At 43.0% G+C, this 16796-nt stretch carries 16 protein-coding genes and 1 other RNA gene; 7 read left to right on the forward strand and 10 right to left on the reverse strand.

Features of this window, described 5'->3' with window-relative positions:
* Window positions 1-145: 145 nt before the first annotated feature.
* An RNA gene (gene rnpB, locus PR795_RS10635) (RNase P RNA component class A) lies at window positions 146-519 on the reverse strand.
* A gap of 83 nt (window positions 520-602) precedes the next feature.
* The gene (gene rsmI, locus PR795_RS10640) at window positions 603-1475 is read right to left on the reverse strand and encodes a 16S rRNA (cytidine(1402)-2'-O)-methyltransferase (RefSeq protein WP_272516833.1); all 873 of its coding nucleotides are present in this window, start codon (window positions 1473-1475) and stop codon (window positions 603-605) included.
* A gap of 61 nt (window positions 1476-1536) precedes the next feature.
* Between rsmI and PR795_RS10645 the strand changes: the two genes are divergently transcribed.
* The 4 genes from PR795_RS10645 to dolP are packed head-to-tail and all read left to right on the forward strand — an operon-like array spanning window position 1537 to window position 4824.
* On the forward strand, window positions 1537-3213 hold the full coding sequence (locus PR795_RS10645) for a penicillin-binding protein activator (protein WP_181480249.1): 1677 nt from the start codon (window positions 1537-1539) through the stop codon (window positions 3211-3213).
* Window positions 3214-3261: 48 nt separating this feature from the next.
* Complete coding sequence (locus PR795_RS10650; protein ID WP_006659122.1) at window positions 3262-3648, forward strand: YraN family protein; 387 nt, start codon at window positions 3262-3264, stop codon at window positions 3646-3648.
* Complete coding sequence (diaA, locus tag PR795_RS10655; protein WP_006659121.1) at window positions 3649-4239, forward strand: DnaA initiator-associating protein DiaA; 591 nt, start codon at window positions 3649-3651, stop codon at window positions 4237-4239. It abuts the gene before it with no gap.
* 9 nt (window positions 4240-4248) lie between these two features.
* A complete protein-coding gene (dolP, locus tag PR795_RS10660) occupies window positions 4249-4824 on the forward strand; it encodes a division/outer membrane stress-associated lipid-binding lipoprotein (protein ID WP_006659120.1) in 576 nt (191 codons plus the stop codon).
* 63 nt (window positions 4825-4887) lie between these two features.
* On the opposite strand, the gene mtgA is transcribed toward dolP, so the two are convergent.
* From mtgA to arcB, 3 genes are all read right to left on the reverse strand, one after another.
* Window positions 4888-5610: a monofunctional biosynthetic peptidoglycan transglycosylase gene (mtgA, locus tag PR795_RS10665; protein WP_006659119.1), complete on the reverse strand. Its 723-nt coding sequence runs from the start codon at window positions 5608-5610 to the stop codon at window positions 4888-4890.
* A gap of 8 nt (window positions 5611-5618) precedes the next feature.
* Window positions 5619-6269 carry an isoprenoid biosynthesis glyoxalase ElbB gene (gene elbB / locus PR795_RS10670; RefSeq protein WP_181480250.1) on the reverse strand — a complete coding sequence of 217 codons (651 nt, stop codon included), beginning with the start codon at window positions 6267-6269 and terminating at the stop codon, window positions 5619-5621.
* A gap of 230 nt (window positions 6270-6499) precedes the next feature.
* Window positions 6500-8845, reverse strand: a complete 2346-nt coding sequence (gene arcB / locus PR795_RS10675; RefSeq protein WP_272516834.1) for an aerobic respiration two-component sensor histidine kinase ArcB — start codon at window positions 8843-8845, stop codon at window positions 6500-6502.
* A 225-nt stretch (window positions 8846-9070) separates the two neighbouring features.
* Here arcB and PR795_RS10680 point away from each other — a divergent pair, with 225 nt between their 5' ends.
* A complete protein-coding gene (locus PR795_RS10680; RefSeq protein WP_179897070.1) occupies window positions 9071-10447 on the forward strand; it encodes an FAD-dependent oxidoreductase in 1377 nt (458 codons plus the stop codon).
* Between the two features lie 52 nt (window positions 10448-10499).
* Here the strand turns inward: PR795_RS10680 and sspB are convergent, their stop codons facing one another.
* The 5 genes from sspB to zapE form a co-directional block, all read right to left on the reverse strand.
* Window positions 10500-10991, reverse strand: a complete 492-nt coding sequence (gene sspB, locus PR795_RS10685) for a ClpXP protease specificity-enhancing factor (RefSeq protein ID WP_036959980.1) — start codon at window positions 10989-10991, stop codon at window positions 10500-10502.
* Window positions 10992-10999: 8 nt separating this feature from the next.
* Window positions 11000-11641, reverse strand: coding sequence for a stringent starvation protein SspA (gene sspA, locus PR795_RS10690; RefSeq protein WP_006659114.1), 642 nt, complete (start codon window positions 11639-11641; stop codon window positions 11000-11002).
* A 504-nt stretch (window positions 11642-12145) separates the two neighbouring features.
* Window positions 12146-12538 carry a 30S ribosomal protein S9 gene (rpsI, locus tag PR795_RS10695; protein ID WP_004258235.1) on the reverse strand — a complete coding sequence of 131 codons (393 nt, stop codon included), beginning with the start codon at window positions 12536-12538 and terminating at the stop codon, window positions 12146-12148.
* Between the two features lie 14 nt (window positions 12539-12552).
* A complete protein-coding gene (gene rplM / locus PR795_RS10700) occupies window positions 12553-12981 on the reverse strand; it encodes a 50S ribosomal protein L13 (protein ID WP_006659112.1) in 429 nt (142 codons plus the stop codon).
* Between the two features lie 315 nt (window positions 12982-13296).
* Complete coding sequence (zapE, locus tag PR795_RS10705) at window positions 13297-14430, reverse strand: cell division protein ZapE (protein ID WP_181480251.1); 1134 nt, start codon at window positions 14428-14430, stop codon at window positions 13297-13299.
* 249 nt (window positions 14431-14679) lie between these two features.
* Here zapE and zapG point away from each other — a divergent pair, with 249 nt between their 5' ends.
* Both zapG and PR795_RS10715 read left to right on the forward strand, forming a co-directional pair.
* Window positions 14680-15078, forward strand: coding sequence for a Z-ring associated protein ZapG (gene zapG, locus PR795_RS10710; RefSeq protein ID WP_006659109.1), 399 nt, complete (start codon window positions 14680-14682; stop codon window positions 15076-15078).
* Window positions 15079-15399: 321 nt separating this feature from the next.
* On the forward strand, window positions 15400-16794 hold the full coding sequence (locus PR795_RS10715) for a Do family serine endopeptidase (RefSeq protein WP_181480925.1): 1395 nt from the start codon (window positions 15400-15402) through the stop codon (window positions 16792-16794).
* The last annotated feature ends 2 nt before the right edge of the window (window positions 16795-16796 follow it).

The raw sequence follows: 16796 nt of genomic DNA on the forward strand, positions 1-16796 counted from the left end.
ATCAAATATGACATGAAAATTTTTTCTAAATAATTCGAGGTGTGCCAAGGCGGCAAAATGAGGAAATCCCTAGGAGCATACACAAGTATGTGACTTGGGTTGACGAGTGAAGCCAACGCAGTCACAACTTGAAGTATGACGAAAAAATGGGAGTTGGTCGGTAAGCCGGGTTCTGTCGTGGACAACCATTCATCTAGGCCAGCACTTGCGCACTGGCTCCAGCAACCTACCCGAGTTCAATGCGGGCCGCACCATATGAACCCCTATTTGGTCTTGCTCCGGGTGGAGTTTACCATGCCACGAACTGTTGCCAGTCGCGCGGTGCGCTCTTACCGCACCCTTTCACCCTTACCTGATCCTGTAAACAGGCCATCGGCGGTTTGCTCTCTGTTGCACTTGTCGTAGGCTCGCGCCTCCCAGACGTTATCTGGCACCCTGCCCTATGGAGCCCGGACTTTCCTCCCCTCTACCCGTCTCCCGAAGGGACTACGATAAAGCAGCGGTTGTCTGACCAACTCCGCGGCGAATTATAGGCACTTTGTGATAGCTTGTACAGACTCTATAGCAGGCAATTTACGTCAAAACCTACACTTGAATAAAATTTACTCATCGTCTTGCTGGTCAAGCATCAATTTGTATAACTGGTTTTTCTTCAGACCGTAAATTTCTGCGGTAATTGCCGCTGCTTTTTTCGGTGGTAACTCTTTTTGTAGCAAACCTAAAGTACGAAGAACATCTGGCGTAATCGCTGATTCATCATTTTGGGGCTTATACCCTTCTACTATCAGCACCATCTCACCGCGATGGCGATTTTCATCTTCTTTGACCCATGCAAGTAACTCCCCAACAGGTCGCCCTTCAATAGACTCCCATGTTTTGGTCAATTCTCGCGCTAAAACCACGCGACGCTCTGGTCCCCATACTTCCACCATGTCTGCTAAACTGTCTAATAAACGGTGAGTGGATTCATAAAAAATCAGCGTGCGAGTTTCTTGCTCTAAAGATTGTAGAACGTCTTTACGTCCCTTGGTTTTGGCGGACAAGAAACCTTCATAGCAAAAACGATCTGAAGGTAAACCTGCGGCTGACAACGCCGTAATTGCCGCACACGCCCCCGGTAGAGGGACAACTCGAATACCAGCTTCACGGCAGCGGTTGACTAAATGATAGCCAGGATCATTAATTAAAGGTGTACCTGCATCCGAGACTAATGCGATACTATCTCCTTGTTGAAGCTTACTAATTAATTGATCTGCTTTTTGCTGCTCGTTATGATCGTGTAGCGCAAACATGCGCGCATTGATGGCAAAATTCTGTAATAGAATGCCTGAATGCCTTGTGTCTTCCGCAGCAATTAGGTCAACATGTTTAAGCACATCCAACGCACGTTGCGTGATATCTCCCATGTTACCAATTGGGGTAGGCACAATGTAAAGCGTGGATGCCATAACCACTGCTTGATTAGGTTGATTCATTGTTTCATCCGAATAGCCGGTTTAAAATTAAGCAATTGAAAAATACACCATTGGATACAGTATGCGTCCTTCAATTTTTTTGCATTTGAAAAAAAGATTACTCTGCACTGCGATGTTGTCCACTTTGGCATTAACTGGATGCCAAATCGAATCCTCGACAACCACGACCGCAACTCAGCAGCCTAGTGTTTCTGACGCCAGCCATTACCAGTCCATTATCGATGCTGCTCAAGGCAAACCATCAATGGATGTCCTGCGCGTTTATATTAGCCAAGAGCCTTTATTAACCGATCCGGCACAACATCAAGCGAATATTGATTCTCTGTGGCTGATGTTAACACAAATGAAGCCAGAACAGATTCAAGGAATCGAAGCTGACGAAAATATTCTACTGGGTTGGGTCGACCTGCTGGATATCTACCAAAATAATAAAGATGACCCAGAAGCACTACGCACTGGCATCGACGATTGGAAAACCCGTTACCCACATAACCCTGGGGCAAAAAATCTCCCGACAGCATTAGTGCAAGGTACTATTACTAAAGTCGGCGCCAATCCACGTATTGCACTATTTTTGCCAATGAGCGGACAAGGGCAAGTTTTTGGTCAAGCTATCATGCAAGGCTTCCTTGATGCGCAAAAAGGCCTGCCGTCATCCCCGGTCTCTCAAACGTCTACTGCACCTGCCACATCACAAGGCTCAGGGAATGATGTGCTCGATCAGATTTACCAAGAAGTTGCCGCTACGGTGAATGAAAATGCGAATACTGAAGTTGCTTCATCAACCGTCAGTATTGACGCAGTTCCGACCAATACTCAAAGCGTTAAAGTCTTTGATACTCAAGGTAAGGCTATGCCGCAGTTAGTCGCTCAAGCGACCTCTGAAGGTTATAACTTAATTGTTGGTCCATTACTGAAATCAGACGTTCAAGCTATTGCTCAAATGAACGCGCCAGTAAATGTTTTGGCACTGAATGAATTAGACGCAAACCAATTACAGCCTCGTGCCAATCTCTGTTATTTCTCTTTATCCCCTGAAGATGAAGCGAAAAATGCCGCTAACCAAATGAGATTAGAGGGTAAACAAATGCCTTTAGTCTTAGTGCCCGCGTCACCATTTGGTGACCGCATCGCAAAAGCCTTTGCCGAAGAGTGGCAAGCAAAAGGTGGCGGGACTGCATTAATGCAAACATTTGGTTCTACTGCATCTTTAAAAGAATCGATCAACCGAGGTCAAGGGATCCGCATGACGGGAACCCCAATTAATGTTGCTACGCAAGGCGTGGAACAAGCAAACGGTAGCATTGATGCGGTCTATATCGTGGCAACACGCGATGAGTTAACCCTTGTCAAACCGATGATAGAAATGGCAATTAGCTCTCGCCAGCGCCCTGCTTTATATGCAAGTTCACGCAGTAACCAAGGAAATTCGAACGCGGATTACCGCTTTGAGATGGAAGGTGTGAAATTCAGTGAAGTGCCATTACTCGCAGGTGCAAACAACAATCTACGCAAACAAGCACAAGGTAAAGTGAATAATGACTATTCTCTATTCCGCCTGTATGCAATGGGGATTGATGCATGGTCACTGGCAAATAACTACGATAACCTACAAAACAATGGTCAGTTCCGTGTTAATGGGGCATCAGGTATGTTAAGTGTGCACGAAAACTGTGTGATTTACCGCGAATTACCTTGGTTGCAATTCAAGCAAGGACAAGTTAAGCCGGCACAATAACATGAACTAGGCAGCCTTACCGCTGCCTAATTTTCAGACAAGGATGTCATGAAAACAGTAGAAAAATCATTAAAATGGTTAACTGGTAAATACTACGAAAACCAAGCGCTCTCCTATTTAAAACAGCAAGGACTGACCTTTGTAGCACGTAATGTCCGAAATCGTGCAGGCGAAATCGATTTAATCATGCGAGATAAATCGAGCTGGGTATTCGTAGAAGTCCGTTTTCGCAAGAATAGTCATTACGGAGATGCACTTTTATCAGTAAACTGGCACAAACGCAGAAAAATATTGGCAACCGCGCAATATTGGCTTGCTCAACAACAACAAAGTTTTGAAACAACACCTTGCCGCTTTGATATCTGTGCGATCACCGGCAAACAGTTTCAGTGGATTCAAAACGCATTTAATCTCAGTGAACAGGAATATAAGTAAGTGCTAGATAGAATAAAAGTTTGCTTTACTGAAAGCATTCAAACTCAGATTGCTGCTGCAGAAGCCCTGCCTGATGCTATTTCTCGAGCTGCGATGATGATGGTGCAGTCACTGCTTAATGGTAATAAAATTTTGTGTTGTGGTAATGGCGCATCCGCAGCAACAGCACAGCGTTTTGCTGCCAGTATGATCCACCGTTTTGAAACTGAGCGCCCAAGCTTACCCGCACTCGCGCTAAATACAGACAATACGGTACTGACTGCAATTTCAGGCAGTAAACAGCCCACCGAAATCTATGCGAAGCAAGTAAGAGCTCTGGGGCAGCATGGTGATGTGCTAATGGCTATCTCAACTCACGGTAACAGCGCCGATATTATTAAAGCCGTAGAAGCCGCAGTGACTCGCGATATGACTATCGTGGCGCTAACAGGCTATGATGGTGGTGAGCTTGCTGGTCTTTTAGGACCACAAGATGTTGAAATTCGTATTCCATCCCAGCATAGTGTCAGAATTCAAGAGGTGCACTTACTCACTGTCAATTGTCTGTGTGACCTTATCGATAACACGCTCTTTCCTCATCAGAACGACTAAGGAGACAAAATGCGATTACTCCCGATTTTTGCCATAATGTTTAGTGCAGTTCTTTTACAAGGTTGTATTGGTGCAGCCGTCGTAGGTACGGCAGCAGTTGCGACCAAAAGCGCGACAGACCCGCGCTCTGTTGGTCAACAAGTTGATGATGGTACGTTAGAAGCGCGTGTCAGCGGTCAGCTCAATAAAAATAAAGATATCACCAATAATTCCCGCATCATCGCAACAGCCTATAAAGGCAATGTGTTGTTGACGGGTCAATCTCCCGATATGTCATTGGCAGACAAAGCCAAACAAATCGCCAGCAACGTTGATGGTACTGAAAAAGTCTATAACGAGGTACGTCAAGGTCAGCCTGTTGACTTAGGTACAGCGTCTAAAGACACATGGTTAACCACAAAGGTGAAATCCAAGATTTTAGCCAGTGATGAGGTGAAATCTGGCAGCGTTAAAGTGATTACTGAGAATGGGGAAGTCTTCTTATTAGGCGTACTCACTCAACAAGAAGGTGCTGCAGCGGCAAAAATTGCAAGTGAAACAGATGGCGTTCGTCGAGTAACGACAGCATTTACTTATCTCAATTGATTATAATTAGTAACCTATTGTGACAAAAAGCCAAGCCATGAAGTCAAATTCATGGCTTTTTTCTTATTCCTCACCGATATCGTTATTTTTCAGATAATTCCTATCTCCTAATAAGCTCATCTGATTCAGTATCCACGCCTGCCTTCTCAAAACATACGAAGATGGATTTTTTACGTGGAATCTATGAGGATTAGGTAAAACGGCAGCTAAAAGTGCAGCTTCCTGTCGAGAAAGCTTACTAGCAGGCTTATTGAAGAATTTATTTGCAGCCTCTTCCACACCAAAAACACCCTCACCAAACTCTGCAATATTAAGATAAACAGTCAGTATTCTGGTTTTTGACCACATCAACTCCATAATAGGTGTCATAGCTGTCTCAATCCCTTTTCTTAACCAGCTTCTTCCATCCCATAACCATAGGTTTTTCACTGTTTGCTGAGAGATTGTAGAAGCCCCTCTAACTGTCTGTTTATTACTCGAATTATGCTTATATGCACGTTCAATCGCATTCAAATCAAATCCCCAATGATGTGGAAAATTTTGATCTTCTGAGGCAATGACAGCGAGATAAATATAGGGAGATATCTGTTTCTCACCAACCCAAGTCGAATGAGAAACATAAGAAAAATTAAAGTTTAGCCATGCAGAAAGTTGTCTTTCGACCATCACTGCAGAAAAGGGGACGGGTATAAATTTGAAGATCACAACAGAGACTAACCAGAGGGCAAGTAATGAAAGTGTGATCTTCTTTAACCAATACCACAAGCGAGAAACAAACTTTTGCATTGGATTAACTACGCCATTTCTAATACTTTCTCAACCAGCTTATTGATACCGACATTTGCCTCAGCAATAGATTGAGCCAGCATATAAGCAGGTGTTGTAACAACTTTGTTATTTTCATCTACCACAATGTTATCAACGGTACACTCCACATGCTGCCCCCCCATCTTTTCAATTTGGGCAATCGTTTCAGTATCATTGCCAATTGTCAGTTTCACTGATGTATTTAACATCTTCGGTAGCATGACAGGAGCAATACACATCAGCCCTAGCGGCTTTTTCTGTTGGTGCATGACCTGCACTAAACTTAATAGTTGTTTATTAATTTCACATTCACTGCCTTTGGTCGCAAAATTACATAAATTTTTCGCCACACCAAAACCACCAGGAATTATAAGGGCATCCAGCTTAGAGGGGTCTGCTGATGATAAAGACGCTATTTTCCCACGAGAAATACGCGCAGACTCTTCCATTTGGTTACGAGTTTCTGTTTTTAATCCACCATTAACATGATTAATTACAGTAGCTTGATCTTCATCTGGCGCAAAAAAGTGAACTTCTGCATTATTTTTGCTTAAAGCAAGCATAGTTAGCACTGATTCATGAATCTCACTTCCATCAAAAACACCACAGCCACTTAAAATTACCGCAATTGATTTCATATCTTCGTCCTTTTGTAGTAAATTACTCCCCAGAGCGAAAGCAGACAAACATCAATCTTCATCACAGATTTTAATGAATCTTGTAACAGGTTCGCTAAATTTTGGTATCTTGATAACGTCTGAGTCGTGACAAATAGATTTTAATGATTCGCCTAAGATAAAAATTATAAGCGAATCAATGATTTCCCTGGTGTTGGCGCAGTATTCGCGCACCCCAACTTAGGTTGGGGTTATTTTTTTGTACGACCATCCACCCAGTTTCTTAATGTTTCTATATCTGACTTCCAATCCTGTTTTAACTCATCCACCCACTCTTGCACGTTGTCCCACCACGCTGGTAATTCAGGGGATTGAATCTGCTGAGCGAGTTTCTGTAAATTTTTGAGTCCAACCGAACCTGCCGCGCCTTTAATTTTGTGAGCTTCCTCAACAATTCCCTTCTGATCCTTAGCCACCATATTAGAATCGAGAATGGCTAAATATCCCGGCAGCATTTTTTCAAACACTTCTAAGCCGTCATAAATCAGTTTTGGTCCCACTAATTCAATGTATTGCTCTAACATTTCGCAATCTAAAATAGATGCATCAACCTCTGCCATATCCACTTGCTCCTCATGCTGATCATTTGAAGATGCATTTTCACCCCAGAACTGCTCAATCACGTGAGTCAGTGCAGGTACTGATAATGGTTTGCTCAGAACGCCATCCATTCCTGCGTCAAAGTACTCTTTTTTGTCTTTGAGTACGTTAGCTGTCAATGCAATTAATGGCGGTAAATCTTCCTTATCATATTGTTGTTTAAGCTGTTTAGAGATATCGAATCCAGTCATATCTGGGAGTTGAATATCTAATAGGACTAAATCATATTCTCCAGGTGCGAACATCTCTAAGGCATCTTTACCTGTCATTGCAACATCAACCGTATTGCCAAGATTCTCTAGCACAGAACACGCCACAACCACATTTAGTTCAATATCTTCTACTAGTAAGATATGAAGGGCTGGTAACGGATAATCATCGTCATCCTGTTGCTGCTCTTCGATTTCAGCCTCAACTTCTGGGGCGATAATCGACAGTGTGAATGTGGAACCTTGCCCTATGTCACTTTCTACGCGAATATCGCCACCCATACTTTGTGCTAACCTACGGGATACAGAAAGTCCAATCCCCGTTCCCGTTGCTGGACGTCCGCCAGCAGAATCACGCACTTGATAGTACATCGCAAAGATTTTATCTAATTCATCTTTTGGAATACCAATTCCACTGTCTTTCACTTGGAAAATCAGTTTATTGTCAGCTTCTCGCCAAATGCTCAGTTTCACTTCACCTTTTTGAGTGAATTTCACCGCATTGCCGATCAAATTCCACAAGATTTGGCGTAAACGAGTGCCATCAGTCAGAATTGTTTTAGGCAGACCGTGCGCGACATCCATGACAAACTTCAGACCTTTCGGCTGAACCAGTAATCCACTGAGATTTTCTAAATCATTGACAAATTCAGGCAGCATCACAGGTTGGTTATCCAATTGAACTTTGCGACGCTCGATTTTATCCATCTCAATCACGTCATTAAAAATATTCCCTAACGTCACCGCACTGACATGAATTGTTTTTAAGTAGCTTGATTGTTCTTTGGTTAGTTTGGTATCTAATAAAATACGGCTAAGCCCTACAATGCCATTAAGCGGCGTACGAAGCTCGTGGCTGATCGTTGAGATAAAGGTAGTCTTCTCTCTACTGGCGTTCTCTAACGCCTCCTGATAGCGCTTACGCTCGGTAATATCCCGTCCAAAGCCCATCAGCCCGTGACGTTTACCCACTCGGTCATAAAATGGAACCTTGCGTAGTTCAAAACACGCTTTACGCCCATCAGGGTAAACCAACCACTGTTCATAAGTTAGCGCGACATTGTGTCTGAAAACTTTCTCATCCGTTTCCATCACTTTAGCCGCAATTTCTTCATCATAAATATCTAATGGCGTTAAGCCGACCAGCTGTTTTTCACTTTTACCCGTGAGCAGCTCCATTGCACGGTTACAACCGGAAAATTCATTGTTTTCATTACGATAATAAACAAGATCAGGGGAAGCATCGAGAAATGAGCGTAGTAAAACGGACTGCTGCTCAAATTCAATTTGTGTTTGTTCGCGGTATTTCATTTCTTGTTTGAGTTGCTCTAACAACTCAAGATGGGCACTTTCGGCTTTTTCACGCTCTAAAATTTCGAGATTCAGTTGCTCAATATTGCCCTGTAATTGAGTATTGAGTTCTGAATCGCGCTTTCTCATAACCTCGAGTTTGTCCACCATCCGAGTTAAACGCTGGCGAGACTCCTCCAATTGCTCAACCACCACCGAAAGAAAATAAACCGCTAATGGCGTTATAATTAACCCAAAGAAAATCGAACCGACCATATCGAGGCTATCAACTTGCCCACGAAGAAAAATCGCTACCGCCATTTGCATTATCATGGCGAGCACAACTAACGCTGATGCGAGAAGCAAAGAGAAACGCACTAAGCCCAGTTTCATCATCAGGTCAACATAGTATTGTGCTAGACCGCGAAGTACTTTCATAACCACCCCTTAGTTAAATTCTCACTGAATCATATATCAAACAGGGCTGTTTCGGATGGGGTTTCATACGAAATATCGATCCTGCTCATTAAATCGCCGGTCACAATGAGATATTCATCCCTGTATTAGCAACTTTATTACGATAATCACTATTTATATCAATGCTATCAAAGTAAACTTCAATTTGTGTCATTCCCATAAAAGAATTTGGCTGAAAAGGTGACTATGTCCTCTTCAAATAGAGGTTCGCCCCGTCGTGAGCCCAATAAAAAAGCGCTAACTATTCGCAAAATTGAATTTGTGGAAATTTATCAGCCAATGAGTGGCCTCGAAGCGCAGCATCAAGCTCAACGCTGCTTGTCTTGCGGAAGCCCATATTGTGAGTGGAAATGCCCATTACACAATCCTATTCCCAACTGGTTAAAACTTGCAGGTGAAGGGCGAATTCTCGAAGCTGCAGAGCTTTGTCATCATACCAATAGCCTGCCTGAAATTTGTGGGCGAATTTGCCCTCAGGAAAGATTATGTGAAGCTGCATGTGTCCTAGATGAAACGTTTGGCTCCGTCACTATTGGTCATTTGGAGCGTTATATTACAGACAGTGCCTTTGAACAAGGCTGGCGCCCTGACCTTTCCCATGTTCGCAGTACAGGCAAACGTGTAGCCATCATTGGAGCAGGTCCTGCAGGGCTTTCTTGTGCCGATATTTTGGCTCGTCATGGTGTTCAAGCCACGGTTTTTGATAAATTCCCTGAAATTGGTGGGTTACTCACTTTTGGCATCCCTGCGTTTAAGTTGGAAAAACAGATAATGCAGCGTCGTCGACATATTTTCGAAGAGATGGGCATTACGTTTAAATTGAATACCGAGGTTGGGAAAGATATCCCATTAGAAACGCTGGTCAATGAGTTTGATGCGATTTTTGTGGGTACAGGCACCCATAAGCCCGTCTCTGGTTGCCTACCCAACGAGAGCGCTATAGGCGCTTATCAGGCGCTCCCTTATTTAATGGGTAATACGCACCATTTACTAGGCTACCCTGATGATCCGCAGTTTCCTTATATTTCGCTTGCTCATAAAAATGTTGTGGTGTTGGGTGCTGGGGATACCGCGATGGATTGTGTACGTAGCGCTATTCGTCAAGGTGCGAACCAAGTTCATTGTATCTACCGTGGTAGCATGAATGAAATGTCAGCGACAACAAGGGAAGTTATCCATGCGCAAGAAGAAGGCGCACAATTCCACTTTCATTTACAGCCCGTTAGCATCAATACTAATTCTGAAAATCACGTGATTAGCATCAGTTTTGTTAATACTGAGAATAACGCGATAGCCACGAAAAAAGTCCTATACCCTGCCGATGTGGTTATTATGGCGTTCGGTTTTGAATCAGAGGCACTACCTTGGCTTAAAGAGCATGCCGTTCAATATGATAAGGATGGAAGAATTATTGCGCCACGCCATCATCGCTATGCTTATCAAACCTCAAACCCGAAAATTTTTGCCGGAGGAGATGTTGTGCATGGTTCTGATTTAGTCGTCACGGCGATTGCCGAAGGACGAGGTGCTGCAGAGGGAATACTGACGTTTCTTCAGATATAAAAAAAGAGGAATTTCTTCCTCTTTTTATTCAATTACCTACTAGGTCTCACGCTTATTTTACGACGCGTAACGCAGGGCGACCTTTCGGGGGTCTTGGTGGTTCATCATCTGGAGATGAAGGCTCTTCAGTTTGAGGTACCTCATCGTGAACCAACACGATGTTGTCCGACAGTGTTTCATCAGCTGCATCATCTTCACCATCAAAGTGCTCATCATAAGCCGCTTCAGGTTCAAACATCATGCCCGCGCCATTTTCGCGAGCATACACCGCCATGATGGCAGCCATTGGCACATATACCTGGCGAGGTACGCCGCCAAATCGTGCATTGAATCGCACTTCTTCATTGGTAATTTCAAAGTTACCCACTGCACGAGGGGCAACATTTAAAACAATTTGCCCATCACGAGCAAATTCCATCGGAACATTCACCGCTGGAAGAGTGACATCAACCACCAAATGCGGAGTCATATCATTATCCAGCAACCACTCATAGTGGGCGCGCAGCAGATAAGGGCGACGTGGTGTCATTGGTGCCATTTCCATCATCCGACTTAGCCTCGTGCTGATAGGCGCATTTCACGCTCTAATTCAGTTAATGACGCTAAGAATGCATCACGTTCAAATACACGCTGCATATACATCTGTAAGTGCTTGCTGCTAGATGGTTTTAATTCGATACCTAATACAGGTAAACGCCATAAGAGTGGTGCTAAGTAGCAGTCTACTAAGCTAAATTCATCACTCATGAAGAATGGCATCTCAGCAAATACTGGAGAAACTGCGATCAACTCTTCGGCTAATTGACGGCGAGCGGTTTCTGCTTCTTGTGCAGTCCCTTTCTCGATTTTAGTCATCAGTGAATACCAGTCTCTCTGAATGCGGTGCATCAGCTGACGGCTTGTACCACGAGCCACTGGATAAACTGGCATTAATGGTGGATGCGGGAAACGCTCATCGAGATATTCCATAATGATGTGTGGGTCATACAGAGTCAGGTCACGATCCACCAGCGTTGGTACGCTTTGATACGGGTTAAGATCAATAAGGTCTTGAGGCATATGACCTGGCTCGACATGTTCAATTTCAACACTAACACCTTTTTCAGCGAGTACGATACGTACTTGATGGCTAAAAATATCAGTTGGGCCTGAAAACAATGTCATTACCGAACGTTTATTAGGAGCAACAGCCATTAAAACCTCCAAATGATAAAAATAATGATCCCTAATTAAAGGATTAATTCATTATTTTCATTTTTAAAATCCCATGTACTTAACCTTCCAAATCCATTTTGAAAGTCAGCACAACCCTCTCGCTTCATGGAAGCGAGAAATCATCAAATAAAAAACTGGGGCATAGTCTAACAGATTTTGTACAGATTAGGGGGCTAACCCTGAGAAAATCATCGGTTAATTTTATTAGAGGCGGTATCGGACAGCAATAATCAGAATAATTCACTATAAATTATTATTCATTAAGATTAAAAAGCTTAAAGCCAACTCCACACTTAACTTGATTATATTTTTACCAGATTTGCGATATAGCGCAAAAAGAGGGAGAAATAGTAAAATAATTCCTTTCACCTATCTTTATTTTAATTAAATCACGATGAATCAATATTTTTTTTATTACAGGCAATAAAAAACCCGCCATAAAGGCGGGTTTTTTCATCAATTTTATGCCCAGAGGGCAATAAATTAACGTTTTGAGAACTGTGGACGACGACGTGCTTTGCGCAGACCCACTTTTTTACGTTCAACAGAACGCGCATCACGGGTAACGAAACCAGCTTTACGCAGATCAGAACGAAGAGTCTCATCATAAGCCATCAGTGCACGAGTAATACCGTGACGGATTGCGCCTGCCTGACCAGAGATACCACCACCTTTAACAGTGATGTACAGGTCCAGTTTTTCTAACATTTCAACCAGTTCTAACGGCTGACGAACTACCATGCGCGCAGTTTCGCGACCAAAGTATTGTTCCAGTGTACGTTGATTGATTGTGATGTTACCGCTACCCGGCTTAATAAAGACACGAGCAGATGAGCTTTTGCGGCGACCAGTGCCGTAGTATTGATTTTCAGCCATTGCTATAATCCCGATTAAATGTCAAGAACTTGCGGTTGTTGTGCCGCGTGGTTGTGCTCATTACCTGCGTAAACTTTCAGTTTACGGTACATTGCACGACCCAGAGGTCCTTTTGGCAACATGCCTTTAACCGCGATTTCAAGCACACGCTCAGGACTACGAGCAATCATCTCTTCGAAAGTTGCTTGCTTGATTCCACCAATATGGCCTGTGTGGCGATAGTAGATTTTGTCTTCGCGTTTTTTGCCGGTAACAGCAATTTTTTCTGCATTCAGAACGATGATGTAATCACCAGTATCCACATGCGGAGTATATTCCGCTTTATGCTTACCGCGCAGACGGCTAGCAATTTCAGTTGCAAGACGGCCTAAAGTTTTGCCATCTGCATCAACAACATACCAGTCGCGTTTTACGGTCTCTGGTTTAGCTGTAAAAGTTTTCATTAAAACTTACCCAATATTGAAGTTACACGTTGTGTGAACACTCATGTTCGTAAAATATAGCGAGGTTCACGCGACTCATTGTCCAGCAAACCCACCCCTTCGAGCAGCCTAGCTGGCATTAATGCGTTATTTTTTGGGAAATAAAAAACAACGCCGTAACGTGGGGTCGCAAGATTATAGAGAAGTCAGCAACAAAAATCGACCCCAAATGCATTTTTTTTACGTTCAAATAAACAATTAGTACCACATGTTCAAAAAGCACGCATAAATCTGGAGAGAAAATGACGTCCTTGGGACTCATTTCCTCTTTGTCTTCTATGATAAATGCGGGATTTTCAAATATTCTTCACTTTGCATTTCTTGCAAGCGAGAAAGGCAGCGCTGATATTCAAACGCCAAAAGTTGCCCTTGATAAAGTGAATCCATCGACACCTGTGCATTGATCATCAATTTTACCTTACGTTCATAGAACTCATCAATAAGCGCGAGAAAACGTCTGGCTGGGTTTTCGTCTTTCAGCCCCATCGCGGGCACATCGTAAAGAAGCACTGTGTGATAACAATTTGAGAGGTAAATATAATCATTTTGGCTGCGAGGCTCTTCACACAATACTTTGAAGCTAATCGCTAATACACCTTCCGCGGAGCGAATTGCCTGCATTTTCCGATGGTTAACTTCCAATACTGGATTTTGCTGCCCTTCTTTGCCAGCGAGTTTCACAAATACTTCATCTAGATGATGGCGATTTTGCTCATTAATCGGTGATAAAAATAGGTGAGCTTGTGTCAGTGTTCTCAAGCGGTAGTCAATACCCGCATCCACATTCATCACATCGCAATAGGTTTTAATTTGTTCTATTGCGGGTAAGAATCGAGCACGTTGTAACCCGTTGCGGTAAAGATTGTCAGGGATGATGTTGGAGGTGGCAACTAACGTAATTCCGCGAGCAAACAGTCCTTCTAATAAGGTTCCTAGAATCATCGCATCAGTAATATCTGAAACAAAAAACTCATCGAAACACAAAACATCCGTCTGTTTTTTGAATTCATCAGCGATGATATCAAGTGGATTTTCTTGTCCTTGCAGTGACATTAAATCTTCCTGTACTTTCTTCATAAAACGGTGAAAGTGCAGACGCAGTTTTCGCTCACCCGGTAGGCTATCGTAAAACATATCCATCAACCACGTTTTACCTCGCCCAACGCCCCCCCACATATATAGACCTTGAACAGGGCGGCAATTTTTTACTGCTGGTTTATTGCCCAATAAGCGTCCAAAGCGTTGTTTAAGTCCGGTTGGTTTTTCATTTGGGAAGCAAGGTGTCGCGCTGCAAAGTTGCTGATAAATCTTATCTAATCGCTCTACGGCTTGTTTTTGTACGTCATCAGGCTGGTAATTGCCTTGCTCTAGAGCTTGTTGGTAACGCATAGTAGGGGTCATCGGCGACATCAACTGAGTAATCCTTAAAATTTTCGGTTTTTTTTACCGTTATATGATATACACTGCCTTTATTATAACCAGATTCTGTTAGCATTTAACTTTCGATTAACTATTCAACATAGAGTAAGGAATTTCGCTTTATTATTCCACTCTTTAGCATTAACAGACGTGCTATTAACAGGTATAGTTAGGGTAATCGAGCTAAATTTTGGCAACCATTTTCTGTGAATTTTGATTGAAGTAAACGAAGGAGTTAGCATGACTTGGGAGTATGCACTAATAGGATTAGTTGTTGGCTTTATCATCGGCGCATTGGTTGTGCGTTATGGCAATCCAAAACTTCGTCAACAAAAAACGGCACAAGCTGAATTAGATAAAAAAAGCACTGAGCTAGAAGAGTATCGTAAAGAACTCGTTAGCCATTTTGCTCGCAGCGCAGAGTTATTAGATAAAATGGCACGCGATTATCGCCAACTGTACCAACATATGGCACAAAGCTCTTCTGAGTTAATGCCTGATATGCAAGATAATCCATTCCATTATCGTTTGACTGAGTCTGAAGCTGATAATGACCAAGCTCCGGTTAAGATGCCACCGAGAGATTACTCCGAGGGTGCTTCAGGATTATTCCGCCCTCTCGAAGAAAAAGAAAAATAATTCGTTGATTCTGCCACCAGTAGCATCCGTTACTGGTGGTGTTATTCATCCTACCAAAACATTCCAATTCTGAATAAAATCTTAGAGTTAGTTTAGCTACTGTATAGAAGTGAATACTTCATCTCAACATCATGTAAATGGATGTAAAATTGTGGATAAGTACTATCCGCATCGGGAACTTTTCCGCATAATCCATGGTCATAGTCATCAGTAAATCATTATTTGAGACCAACAAATACCTCAGCTCATGTGTCCTTAATGCTCCATTGATAAGTCCATCCACATGAGTTGATATTTTCTATTGAGAGAATCTACGGAATGATGAAAAGAAAAAATTTCTTTCTGACAGCAGTTGCAATGAGTTTAGGTTTAACACTATCCACGATCCCTACAATTAGTAGCGCCGCACTACCCGCGACATTACCGGTGACAGCGCAAAGCCAAAACATGCCAAGCTTAGCGCCAATGCTAGAAAAAGTGCTGCCTGCGGTCGTGAATATCCATGTTTCAGGCACTCGAGTACAAAATCAACAAATTCCAGAAGAACTGAAATTCTTCTTTGGTCCTAATGCGCCATCACAGCAACAAAGCGTGCGCCCTTTTGAGGGCTTAGGTTCTGGTGTCATCATTGATGCGACACAAGGTTACGTTTTAACCAACAACCACGTTATTGATGGCGCGGATAAAATCCAAATTCAGCTGAATGATGGTCGTGAAATTGACGTCAAGCTGATTGGTAAAGATCCACAAACTGACATTGCGTTATTAAAAATCAGTAATGCTAAAGATATTAAGAACTTAACTGCGGTTTCTATTGCTGACTCAGACAAACTGCGCGTTGGTGATTTTGCGGTCGCTGTTGGTAACCCATTCGGTTTAGGACAAACAGCGACATCGGGAATTATCTCTGCGCTTGGTCGTAGTGGATTAAATCTGGAAGGATTAGAGAACTTTATCCAAACAGATGCGTCCATCAACCGTGGTAACTCAGGGGGCGCCCTGGTTAACTTAAATGGTGAGCTAATCGGGATTAACACCGCGATTTTAGCGCCGGGTGGCGGAAATATCGGTATCGGATTTGCTATCCCAAGTAATATGGCGAAAAGCCTGAGTGAACAGCTGATCAAACACGGTGAAGTTAAGCGCGGTATCTTAGGAATTAAAGGCACAGAGATGAACTCTGACATTGCCAAAGCCTTTAACATTGATGCACAACGTGGCGCCTTTGTCAGTGAAGTCATTCCAAAATCTTCAGCAGCAAAAGCAGGCATCAAATCCGGTGACGTTTTAGTCTCTGTTGATGGTAAACGTATTAATAGTTTCGCTGAATTAAGAGCCAAAATTGGGACTAGCCAATTAGGCAAAGAAATCACTCTTGGTCTTATCCGTTCAGGCAAGCCAATGGAAGTGAAAGTCGTTTTAGAAAGTGATGAGGGTTCTGCCACTAACGCTGAAAAACTGACTGAATCTTTGTTAGGTGCAACTATCTCTAATGCGGTTGTGAGCAACACGAAAGGGGTTCAAGTAGACAGCGTCGCGCCTAAATCTCCTGCTGCGGCAGTCGGTTTAGCGAAAGGTGACTTGATCTTTGGCGTGAACGATACACGCGTTGAAAGTATCGATCAGTTCCGTAAAATTATCGAGAGCAAGCCACCAGTATTGGCAATGAAAGTCCTGCGTGGCGGTGAAACACTCTACTTATTAATGAAAAACTAATT

Origin of the sequence: Providencia sp. PROV209, assembly GCF_028479485.1 — a bacterium.
In the GTDB taxonomy this organism is placed as follows: Bacteria; Pseudomonadota; Gammaproteobacteria; order Enterobacterales; family Enterobacteriaceae; genus Providencia; species Providencia alcalifaciens.